This window comes from Hydrocarboniphaga sp. (assembly GCF_028291725.1).
Taxonomy (GTDB): domain Bacteria; phylum Pseudomonadota; class Gammaproteobacteria; order Nevskiales; family Nevskiaceae; genus Hydrocarboniphaga.
In genome coordinates this window covers 77,124-87,478 of sequence record NZ_JAQGNT010000098.1, presented here as the reverse complement: position 1 = coordinate 87,478, position 10,355 = coordinate 77,124, and the positions used below count along the sequence as shown (strand labels likewise).

Annotated in this window: 9 protein-coding genes; 6 read left to right on the top strand and 3 right to left on the bottom strand. The window is 65.6% G+C overall.

The genetic code is table 11. From position 1 onward, the window contains the following. Positions 1–89 precede the first annotated feature (89 nt). Complete coding sequence (locus tag JWQ90_RS25940) at positions 90–905, bottom strand: putative RNA methyltransferase (protein ID WP_299697974.1); 816 nt, start codon at positions 903–905, stop codon at positions 90–92. 109 nt (positions 906–1,014) lie between these two features. On the opposite strand from JWQ90_RS25940, the gene JWQ90_RS25935 reads away from it, so the two are divergent. The 6 genes from JWQ90_RS25935 (at position 1,015) to JWQ90_RS25910 (ending at position 7,284) form a co-directional block, all read left to right on the top strand. Further along, entirely contained in the window at positions 1,015–1,761 is a 747-nt protein-coding gene (locus JWQ90_RS25935; RefSeq protein ID WP_299697973.1) for a 2OG-Fe dioxygenase family protein, read from the top strand. Positions 1,762–1,922: 161 nt separating this feature from the next. Beyond that, a complete protein-coding gene (locus JWQ90_RS25930; RefSeq protein ID WP_299697972.1) occupies positions 1,923–3,140 on the top strand; it encodes an NADH:flavin oxidoreductase in 1,218 nt (405 codons plus the stop codon). A gap of 135 nt (positions 3,141–3,275) precedes the next feature. Beyond that, positions 3,276–4,385, top strand: coding sequence for a DUF1214 domain-containing protein (locus JWQ90_RS25925; protein ID WP_299697971.1), 1,110 nt, complete (start codon positions 3,276–3,278; stop codon positions 4,383–4,385). Continuing rightward, positions 4,382–5,551, top strand: coding sequence for a sulfotransferase (locus JWQ90_RS25920; RefSeq protein ID WP_299697970.1), 1,170 nt, complete (start codon positions 4,382–4,384; stop codon positions 5,549–5,551). The genes JWQ90_RS25925 and JWQ90_RS25920 overlap by 4 nt, the downstream gene beginning before the upstream one ends. 120 nt (positions 5,552–5,671) lie before the next feature. Then, entirely contained in the window at positions 5,672–6,463 is a 792-nt protein-coding gene (locus tag JWQ90_RS25915; RefSeq protein WP_299697969.1) for an SDR family oxidoreductase, read from the top strand. A gap of 113 nt (positions 6,464–6,576) precedes the next feature. Continuing rightward, entirely contained in the window at positions 6,577–7,284 is a 708-nt protein-coding gene (locus tag JWQ90_RS25910; RefSeq protein WP_299697968.1) for an EthD domain-containing protein, read from the top strand. Positions 7,285–7,356: 72 nt separating this feature from the next. On the opposite strand, the gene JWQ90_RS25905 is transcribed toward JWQ90_RS25910, so the two are convergent. Next, positions 7,357–8,334, bottom strand: coding sequence for a flavin reductase (locus JWQ90_RS25905; RefSeq protein ID WP_366919597.1), 978 nt, complete (start codon positions 8,332–8,334; stop codon positions 7,357–7,359). A 78-nt stretch (positions 8,335–8,412) separates the two neighbouring features. After that, the gene (locus JWQ90_RS25900) at positions 8,413–10,317 is read right to left on the bottom strand and encodes a DUF1302 family protein (RefSeq protein WP_299697966.1); all 1,905 of its coding nucleotides are present in this window, start codon (positions 10,315–10,317) and stop codon (positions 8,413–8,415) included. Between the last annotated feature and the right edge of the window lie 38 nt (positions 10,318–10,355).

Sequence of the window (10,355 nt, the reverse complement as noted above, 5' to 3'; positions counted from 1 at the left end):
ATCGCGGACCTGTAGGAGCGGACCTTGTCCGCGATTGGAACCTTGAAGTGCACAATCGCGGACAAGGTCCGCTCCTACAGGTCCGCGATTCAGCGCTTCTTGAATAGCAGCAGTGAGAACGCAGCTCCGGTTTCGAAGCACTCGCTCTGCTCCAGCGCCAGCCGTTTCTCCGGCCGCGCCTTCCACACATACGGCGTCATCGCCAGCAGCTGCCTCAGGCCGGTCTGCGTCAGCTGCAGATCGGCATGAACCTCGTCGCGCGCCACCACCTCGAACTGCGCCTCGAATCCGGCCAAAAACTTGTCGGGCTGATGCGCCCGCACCTCGTCGAACAGCCCCGCGCGCAAGCTCCACAAATGCGTCGGTGCCGGCGTCACCACCAGTACGTGTCCGCCGTTGCGCAGCGCGCGATGCATCTCGCCCACGTGCAGCTGAGTGAACAGGCAGGTGATCACATCCAGCGATCCATCGGCCACCGGCAGCTGTGCGCCGCTGGCGACCAGCCAGGTGCAGGTCTTGATGCGTTTGGCCGCCAGCTGGATCGCCGGCTTGGCGATATCCAGGCCGATGACCTCGGTCGCCGCCCCGGGGAAGGCGCTGGTGTAATAGCCCTCGCCGCAGCCCAGATCGAGCAGGCGCTGCGCCTGCAGCGGCGCCAGCATCCGCAGCACCGCGTCGCGCAGCGGCCGGTAGTGGCCGGCTGCGAGAAAGTCGCGGCGCGCGGCCAGCGACTCGGCGCTGTCGCCGGGATCGAGGCTGTTCTTCTGCTGCACCGGCAGCAGGTTGACGTAGCCGTCGCGGGCGACGTCAAAGCTGTGGCCGCCGGCGCAGCGCCAGACCTTGGGCTCGCAGGCCAGCGGCAGGCGGCACAGCGGGCAGACGATGGCGGACGAGTTCAGGGGCATGGGCGCGCAGCCTAGCGGCTAAGGTTGACCTTGGGGAAGCCGGGGCGGATCATCCGCCGCCTCAGAAACACCACCCAGGTCGCGCCCGGTCAAGCGGGCTTTGAACGCCATGTCCGCCGCACCCGAACCCTCCACCCTGCCCTCGGTCGCCGAACTGGTGGCCGGCCTGCAGCGCGCCGGGCACGTCTTCCTGACCGCCGACGCGATGCAGCCGCTGCTGACCGCGCAGGGCGCGCTGACCGACTGGCCGGCCTTCGTCGCCAGCTGGGACGGCATGCCGATCGACACCTACATGGCCGACGGCGGCCGCTATCGCCGGCGGCTGTACGCGGTGTATGCGGCGGACGACACAGGCAGGCATCGTGGTGCACACCAGCCGCACTACCAGGGCCTGGAATACAACCCACTGAACGGCGACGTCGCGCGCTGGTTCGAGCCGATCACGCCGGCGATCGGCGACGGCCCGACGATGCACGCGGTGCTGGGCTTCTGCCACGGCCTGTTCGGCCGGCTGGCGCCGGCCACACGGCGCTGGCATGTCGAGGTACACCAGTTCCGCATCGAGGCAGTCAGCGGCGAGAGCGGCAAGCCGACGCCGGAGGGTGTGCATCGCGACGGCGTCGACTACGTGCTGGTGCTGCTGGTGCGCCGCCACAACATCGCCAGCGGCACCACCACGATCCACTCGCCGGACGGCGCCGACCTGGGCAGCTTCACGCTGCAGAAACCGTTCGACGCGACCCTGATCGACGACCGCCGCGTGTATCACGGCGTCACGCCGGTGCAGCCGATCGATGCAGCGCAGCCGGCGTTCCGCGATGTGCTGGTGGTGACGTTTCGAGGGCTGGCCGCGTAGGCGTAGGTTGGGGTGAGCGCAGCGAACCCCAACATTCGTCCGCGCTGATGTTGGGGTTCGCAAGCTCACCCCAACCTACACATTGCGGTTCCCGCATTCGGACGAGGCCGCACGCGGTCGCGCCGCGCAGGCTGCACCGGTATCCACACCCGGCCGCCATCATGCAGAACTCCGCGTTCGATCCGCTGCGCATCGGCCCGCTGACGCTGCGCAACCGCTACATCAAGTCCGCGACCAACGAGGGCATGGCGCGCGGCGGCGTGCCTTCCAAGGCGCTGGTCAATCATCACCGCTCGATGGCCGCCGGCGGTGTGGGCATGACCACGGTCGCGTACTGCGCGGTCAGCGCCGACGGCCGCACTTTCGTCGACCAGGTGCAGCTGAAACCGGAAACGCTGCCGCACCTGCGCGCGCTGACCGACGCCGTGCATCGCGAAGGCGCAGCCGCTTGCGCGCAGATCACCCACGGCGGCGCATTCACGTTTCTGCCGCAGCTGTCGACACGCTATCCGCTCAGCGCCTCCGGCGGCTTCAACGCGGTCGGCGCGATCAGCGGCCGCTTCCTGCGCACCGGCATGCAGGAGGCCGACATGGAGACCGTCACGCAGCAGTTCGTCGACGGCGCCAGGCTCGCGCGCGAAGCCGGCTTCGACGCGGTCGAGATCCACATGGGCCACGGCTATCTGCTGAGCCAGTTCCTGTCGCCGGCCTACAACCGGCGCCGCGATCAGTACGGCGGCGATGCCGCGGCGCGGGCGCGCTATCCGGCGCAGGTCTTGCGCCGGGTACTCGACAGGGTCGGCCGCGACATCGCGGTGAGCTGCAAGATCGGCGTTACCGAGGGCTTCAAAAAAGGCGGCACCGCCGAAGAAGCTGCGGTGATCGCGAAGATTCTGGAACGCGAAGGCGCGCATCTGCTGGTACTCAGCGGCGGCATGAACGTCGAGGCGCCGTGGGCGATCTTCGGCAGCCCGATGCCGCGCGAGGCCGCCGAGATCGCGCAGAATCCGGTGGTGCGCCTTGCCTCGCGGCTGATGCACCTGGTCGAGCCGAAGATCGAATTCAAACCGCTCTATCTTCGCGAGCACTCATTGAAAGTGCGCGCTGCGGTCAGCATGCCGCTGGCCTACCTCGGCGGCGCCAAGTCGATCCAGGGTATCGATCAGGTCATCGCCGATGGCTTCGACGCGGTGGTGATGGGCCGCGCGCTGATTCATGACCCGGATCTGGTATCCAAGTTCGCCAGCGGCGCGGCGACCGAGTCGGGCTGCACCGCCTGCAATCGCTGCGTGGTGTCGATGTACACGCCGGCCGGCACGCATTGCGTGATCAAGGCCGCGCCGGACGCATCACTCAACCAGATCCCCGCCGCCCCGTAGGTCGGCAATCCTTTGCCGACGTGCTCAAGCGATCAGGGCGCACGTCGGCAAGGGATTGCCGACCTACGGCGAACAGACGAAGCCCATCCTGCGTCACCGCTCTACCGTCCACAGGCCGCAATGCCGGGGATGGTGATGTCGACGACTGACGATGTGATCTCGGGGCAGGCCTGGGACGACTTCTGCGACGCGCTCAAGCGCGCCGGCAAGCAGGTGCTGCGCGCCGAGACGCCGGCAACGCCGCTGGATCGCAGCGAGGGCTGGCGCTATCTGACGCGGCTGCTGCGCATCGGCCTGGAAATGCACCTGGAATTCGCCGATGCGGATTTCCCCGGCTTCTTCGCGCCCTCGCACGAGACCGGCAAGATCGGCGCCGACAATCCCGACAACCTGTACCTGATGGGCCGCATCAACGGCCGTCACGACTACGTGATCCGCGGCACGCGCGGCAGCGTCTCGTACCTGTCGATCGGCTCGCAAAAGGGCGGCTACGAGAGCGACGGCAAGATGGAGCAAACCGGCTTCATCGACGCCGCCGAGATGCAGCTCGACGGCGAGGGACGCTTCGAAGTCCTGCTCAGTGAAACGCGCCCGGCCAATTCGAGAAACTGGCTGCGCATCGAGCCGGCCAGCAACGCGGTGATCGTTCGCCAGACTTTCCTGGATCGCAAGATCGAACGTCCGGCCCAGGTCAGCATCGAGCGCCTGCATCCGGGCGGCGCACGGCCGCAGCCGCTGACACCGGACCGCATCGTCGCCGGCCTGGGCAACGCGGCGCGCTTCGTCGAAGGCACGGCGCAGGTGTTCGCCAACTGGGCGCAGAGCTATCTGCCGCATCTTAATCAACTGCCGCTGGCCGACCAGGCGCTGTGCCAGCGCAGCGGCGGCGATCCCAACATCCTGTACTACCACTCGGCCTGGAAACTGGCGCCGGACGAGGCACTGGTGATTCACGTGGCCCGCGTGCCCGACTGTCGCTTCTGGAACCTGCAGATCGACAACTGGTGGATGGAGTCGCTGGACTACCGCCACCAGCGCATCCATCACAACAAGCACTCGGCAAAACTCGATGCCAACGGCGGCGTGACACTGGTGCTGTCGCATCGCGATCCAGGCCATGCCAACTGGCTGGAAACCGCCGGCCACGAGATCGGCACGATGTGTCTGCGTTGGGTCGGTGCCAAGCAGCCGGTCGATCCGAGCACGCGCGTGGTCAAGCTCGGCGTCAACGGAGAATGGCTTTGAGCGCAGCCGTCAGGAACTTCGAGCCGGAAGCGCTGTTGGCCGAGGCCAGCGCCGTAACCGGCGGACTGTCAAACTTCGGCGACGCCAGCTTTCGCCCGGGTCTGGACCAGCTCTGCGAATCACTGGACGGCGAAGCCCGGCTATCGCCGACCGGCGTCTACCTGATGCGCATGAAGGTGGTCGGCCAGCTGGTCAATCGCCTGAAAGTCGAGGACTGGTTCAAGCGCCATCCGGAAATCGCCGGCGAGCTCATCGCCGCGCCGGTGGTGATCGTCGGCCTGCCGCGCACCGGCACCACCAAGCTGCATCGGCTGCTGTCGCGCGATCCGCGTTTTTACTGGATGGCCTGGTGGGAAGCGATTTATCCGGTTCCTTTCGACAACGAGACCTTGCAGCAGCCGAGCGCACGCATCGCGCAGGCGCACGCCGACGTGAGGGCGATGACCGACGCGATGCCCAAGCTGGCGGCGATGCATCCAATGGATGCCGACGCGGCCGACGAGGAAGTGATGCTGATGGAGCATTCCTTCCTCTCCGCGTTCAATGCCTATGCCGACGTGCCCGGCTACATGGCCTGGATGGACACACAGGATCAGCGGCCGGCGTATACGTTCCTGAAACGTATGCTGCAGTTTCTGCAGTGGCAGAAACGCCAGCGCGGCATTGTCGCGCAGCGCTGGGTGCTGAAAGCGCCGCATCATCTGCTGCGCATGGACGTGCTGCTGGCCGAGTTCCCCGGCGTGCGCGTGATCCAGACGCATCGCGATCCGACCTCGAGCATTCCATCGATCGGCAGCTTCATTCATACCTTGTGGTGCATCTACAGCGATCAGGCCGCAGCAGCAGCGGCCGGCGGTTCGTGGAACGAGCTGATGCGGCGCGCGCTGAACCACACGATGCAGGTGCGTGATCGCGGCGATGGCTCGGCGTTTTTCGATGTGCGCTTTGTCGACACCGTGAAAAACCCGATGGACGTGGTCGCGCGCGTCTACGACTTTCTGGGCTGGAGCCTGCCGGCGGAGCTTGCCGCCTCGATGCGGAACTGGCTGGCCGAGGACGAGAAAGCGCATCAGGGCGGGCATGCGTATACGGCGCAGCAGTTCGGCTTGTCGGACGAGCAGATCCGGCGGGATTTTGCGGCTTATATCGAGCGTCATTTGAGCTGAGGGGCCGCAATCGCGGACAAGGTCCGCTCCTACAGTCGCGTAGCCGAGGGTGCGCAAAATTCCTGTAGGAGCGGTCCTTGACCGCGATTGAGAACTACAAAATCACTAGGAGAAACATCAATGCTGCTGAAAGACAAGGTCGTGATCATTTCCGGCATAGGCCCCGGCCTCGGCGTCAAGCTCGCGATCGAAGCCGCGCGTGAAGGCGCGCGCGGCGTGGTCTGCGCGGCGCGAACCGCCGACAAGCTCGACGACGCCGAAGCACGCATCAACGCGCTCGGCACTTCGGCCAAGGTGCTGAAAGTCGTCACCGATATTTCGGATCGCGGCCAGTGCGAGCGCCTGGTCGCCGAGACATTGAAGACTTTCGGCCGCATCGACGCGCTGGTCAACAGCGCCTTCGTGCACGGCGATTTCGACTTCGCCGCGACCGCCGATCTGGACTCCTGGCAGCAGGTGCTCGGCATCAACCTGATCGGTACGCTGAAGCTGACCCAGACGGTGCTGCCGAGCATGCAGAAGAACCGCTCGGGTGCGGTGGTCATGGTCAACACGATGGCCGCGCGCAAAGTGCCCTCGGTCCCCGAGGCCGGCTACGCCGCGAGCAAGGGCGCGCTATCGACCGCTGTGAAGTTCCTGGCCAGCGAAGTCGGCAAGGACAACATCCGCGTCAACAGCATCCACATGGGCTGGATGTGGGGCGCACCGGTCGAGAACTACATGCTCGGCCAGTCCAAACAGCACGGCATTGCGCTGGAAGATCTGAAAGCGCAGGTGTCCAAGGACATCCCGCTGGGGCGCATCGTCACCGACGACGAATGCGCGCGCGCCGCGCTGTTCCTGGTGTCGGACTATGCGAGCGCGATTACCGGCGCGGCGCTGGACTGCAACGGCGGCGCCTACATGCCGTAATCATGGTCGTTGTAGGTTGGGGTGAGCGCAGCGAACCCCAACATCGGCGCGGACATCTGTTGGGGTTCGCTGCGCTCACCCCAACCTACGACGATGCGAGGCTCTTGCCGGCGATGGAAAAAGTCATCTATCTGCTGTGGCGGCCATCCGGTCTCGATGCCGGTGCCTGGGCGGCGAATCTGCGGCAGAGTCTGCCGGATCTGCAGGAGCAGCCCGGCCTGCGTTCACTGCAGTTCAATGTGCAGGACGAGGCTGTCGAGCCCGCCTCGGCATTGCGACGCGCGTCATCGATTGCGCCGCCCGATGCACTCGTACAGATTTGGTTCGACTCCGCGATTCAGGCGCTGCGAGCAAGCACCGACGAGTCGCTGGCCCGTCATGCCTCGCGTATCGCCGCCTATCTGGTCACCGAATCGCAGCCGCTGGTAAATCACCACCGTCGCTCGCGGCCGGGTGTGCGCACCGAAGGCTTTGCGCAGCTCGCTCTATTGAAGCGCCCAGCACGGCTGACACCGGCGCAATGGCTGGACATCTGGCAGAACCGTCACACCCGCATCGCGATCGAAACCCAGTCGACCTTCGAGTACATCCAGAACCTGGTGGTCCGCGCGCTCAGTGCCGATGCACCGCACTACGACGCCTTCGTCGAGGAATGTTTCCCGGCCGCCGCGATGAGCGACCCTTACGTGTTCTTCGACGCGCCCGGTGACCCTGAGAAGTTCCAGCGAAATCTCGACCGGATGATGGAGAGCGTGCAGCGCTTCATCGACATGGACGCGCTCGACGTCCTACCCACCAGCCAATACCGGATCTCGCCGTAGGTCGGCAATCCCTTGCCGACGTGAGACCGTGTGCGCACATCGGGCGGTACACGTCGGCAAGGGATTGCCGACCTACGGCTGCTGCCAGATCGCCGAGGCGCCGGCGTCGGTCACCGACAGCAGGCGGTTCAGCAGCGACTTCAGCACCTCGCCCTCGCCCGGCCCGAGCCGCTCCAGCAGCTGCGACTCGACCGCCTTCGCCGCCGAGATGATGCGCAGTGCGCAGGCGCGGCCATCCAGCGTCAGCTCATAGGCGGTGCCGCCGCTGCCAGGCAGCGCCTGCGCCAGGCCGCGCTGCAGCAGCGATTGCAGCGCGGGCGCGCTGTGGTCGTCGAGCACGCCGGCCATGCCGACGTCGATCTCGGTCGCGGTCAGGTCGTGCTTCAGCGTCAGCGTCGACAGCAGGTAGAACTCCTCGTCGCTGAGGCCCTCGTGATCCAGATACGAGCGGATCTTGCTGAAAAACTGGTGATGGCTGCGGCCCAGCAGGTAGCCGAGAAAATCCTCGTTGAAGCTGCCGGCGAGATAGGCGTTGCGCGGCTTCAGACTGGCGTCGCGGCGCGTGGCATCGGCATAGCGGCCGCTGTGGAAAACCAGCGGAGCCGATTCGGCGCGCACGAAATTCAGCACCTCGCCGACGAAGATCACATGATCGCCTCCCTCGTACTGGAACGCGGTCCTGCACTCGAAGCGCGCGGTGCAGCCGCGCAGCAACGGAATGCTGTCGATACCCTGCTCGCAATCCAGGCCGGCGAACTTGTCGACGCCGCGCTTGGCGAAGCGCGTCGACAGCGGCTCCTGATCGGAAGCGAGCACATGCACCGCCCAGTGCTGCGCGCTGCGGAAAGCCGGCAGGCTGCTGGAACTCTCCGCCAGGCTCCACAGCACCAGCGGCGGATTCAGCGACACCGAGTTGAAACTGTTGGCGGTCAGGCCGATGTTGTTTCCGCTGGCGTCACGTGTGGTGATGATGGTCACGCCGGTGGCAAAACTGCCCAGCGCCCGGCGGAATTCCGCCGCATCGAAAGTGTCGGTCTGGCTCATCGCCATAGCATGCACGGATAGTGCGATCTGCGCAGCCGAGGTCGCTGTTTTTTCCATCGATGGATTAGCGCCTTAGAACGCGCCCTAGAAGTTGTACTTGGCCGAGACCGACACGTTGTCGCGATCCTGCAGCGGCCGCAGCTTGTAGTCTGCCGAGCCGATGTAGGCGTTGTAGGCGATGCCGAGCTGCAGCGCCTGCAGCCGGGTGAAGGTGATGCCGACGCTGGCGCGGTAGTCGCCGGGCCCGTTGAGCTGGCCGAAGCCACCGAGCAGCGAACTCTGGCCGTCGATGACCGCCGCCAGCACGATCGGGATCGTCGCGTCCCAGGCCGGGACCACGTTCTTCTTGTCGATCAGCACCAGCACCTGCACCGCCGAGGCGTCGCGGGTGTTGGTCAGATCCATGCGGCAGCTGTCTGCGGTGGCCGCGCAGGCCTGCTCGTGCTTGAACACATTGTTGTAGCCGATCTCGCCGACCAGGGTCAGCGTGTCCCAGAACCAGCGCGGGCCGATCGTGTACAGGCCGGAGAACTGGATCTGGCCGACGTCGCCGCGCACCGGCGTCGGAATCGGCCCCTGGATGCCGCCGTCGGCATCCACCAGCACCGGCGTGCCCTGACGATAAGTCAGGTCCATGCCGATGTTGGCGCCAAACAACGAGGTGGTCATGCTCATCGCGGTCATGTCGACGCCGTCGAAATAACGGATGTTGTAGCTGACCGGCACCAGCAGCCCGAGCTGCCCGGTGCTGATCAGCGGCGCGCCGTTGGGCCCGACCAGCAGCGGCGCGCTGCCGTAGTTCTGCACAGGTGCCGGATTGGTGTCGTGGTAGCGCAGCCGGAACACGCCGACGTTGGTGGTCGGCGTGATCTGGTATTTGACGCCGAGGCTGTACTGGCCGTAGTCGCTGGGCCGGATGTCGGGCCCGCGCATCACGTTGATGTATTGCGGCTGGCCCGGCTGCGGAATCTGGCCGATCGGGATCGGCACATCGGGCAGCACGCCGTCCAGCGTCGTCAGCAGCGACGACAGCGCCGCACCGGCCGGCAGCTGCACGCCGAGAAAGCCGGTCGCGGTCTGCAGCAGCTGCAGCGTGTCGGTCGACAGCAGATTGGTGCCCTGGTAGTTGGCGAAATACAGCGGGTTCTTCAGGCCGTAGATGAACTCTGCACCGGGGCCGACGACGTCGGCCGGCGAAAAATATTCACCGACCGGATACAGCTCGGTGGGCTTGAACTCGAGCTTGTACTGACCGACGAAGCTGATCTTGTCGTTCAGCGAGAACTGCGCCGAGATCTGGTTCACCGGCAGCAGGATGCTCTTCACATCGGCGCCCGGCACCGCCGCCTTGGTCGCATCGGCCGGCGCCTGCGCGAACGAAATACCGCTGAAAAACAGGCTTTCTCCGTAAGCGGCGATGTGCCGGCCGAGGCGCACGTTGAGCGCCGATTCGTCGCCGATGTACCAGGAGCCGTAGATGTAGGCGTCGAGCAGGCGCGCGCGGCGGCCGTCGTTGTAGCGCGCATCGTCGGTGAACTGGTTGGTCGGACCTTCGAGCTTGTTGATGGTATCCGGCGAGTTGTTGTCGTTGAGCTTGCGATACACGCGGTCGTAGAACGCATCGCCGCGCAATACCATACCGTAGTCGTTCTTGCTGAAATTGAGCTCGCCCAGGAAGGTCAGGCGGTTGTTGATCATCGAGCCCTTGTTGAAGTTCTGATCGCCGTCGTCGTAGTTGTACTGCGAGACTTTCAGGAAATCGGCGACCGGGATCTCCGGCGGCGGCGGCGGATTGATGATGCCGTTGGACGGCGACTCCACGCGCACTGCCGCCGAATAGGTCGCCGACAGCTGGTAGTCGCTGTCGATGCCCATGAAGCTGAAGCCGGCGAACGCGGCGGGCGCCCACAGCAGGCCCAAGCCGGCGGCAGTGCCGATCCTGCTGTTGAATGATTTCAGACCCGCTCTCCCCTTCGAAAAAAACGCCATCGCACTCTCCAGTCGCCCGCTTTTGCGAGGCTCTATTT

Coding starts and splice junctions, on each gene's coding strand:
- JWQ90_RS25925 (WP_299697971.1), top strand. CDS start 3,276: ATGTCGACGACTGACGATGTGATCTCGGGGCAGGCCTGGGACGACTTC.
- JWQ90_RS25935 (WP_299697973.1), top strand. CDS start 1,015: ATGTCCGCCGCACCCGAACCCTCCACCCTGCCCTCGGTCGCCGAACTG.
- JWQ90_RS25940 (WP_299697974.1), bottom strand. CDS start 905: ATGCCCCTGAACTCGTCCGCCATCGTCTGCCCGCTGTGCCGCCTGCCG.
- JWQ90_RS25915 (WP_299697969.1), top strand. CDS start 5,672: ATGCTGCTGAAAGACAAGGTCGTGATCATTTCCGGCATAGGCCCCGGC.
- JWQ90_RS25905 (WP_366919597.1), bottom strand. CDS start 8,334: ATGGCGATGAGCCAGACCGACACTTTCGATGCGGCGGAATTCCGCCGG.
- JWQ90_RS25910 (WP_299697968.1), top strand. CDS start 6,577: ATGGAAAAAGTCATCTATCTGCTGTGGCGGCCATCCGGTCTCGATGCC.
- JWQ90_RS25930 (WP_299697972.1), top strand. CDS start 1,923: ATGCAGAACTCCGCGTTCGATCCGCTGCGCATCGGCCCGCTGACGCTG.
- JWQ90_RS25900 (WP_299697966.1), bottom strand. CDS start 10,317: ATGGCGTTTTTTTCGAAGGGGAGAGCGGGTCTGAAATCATTCAACAGC.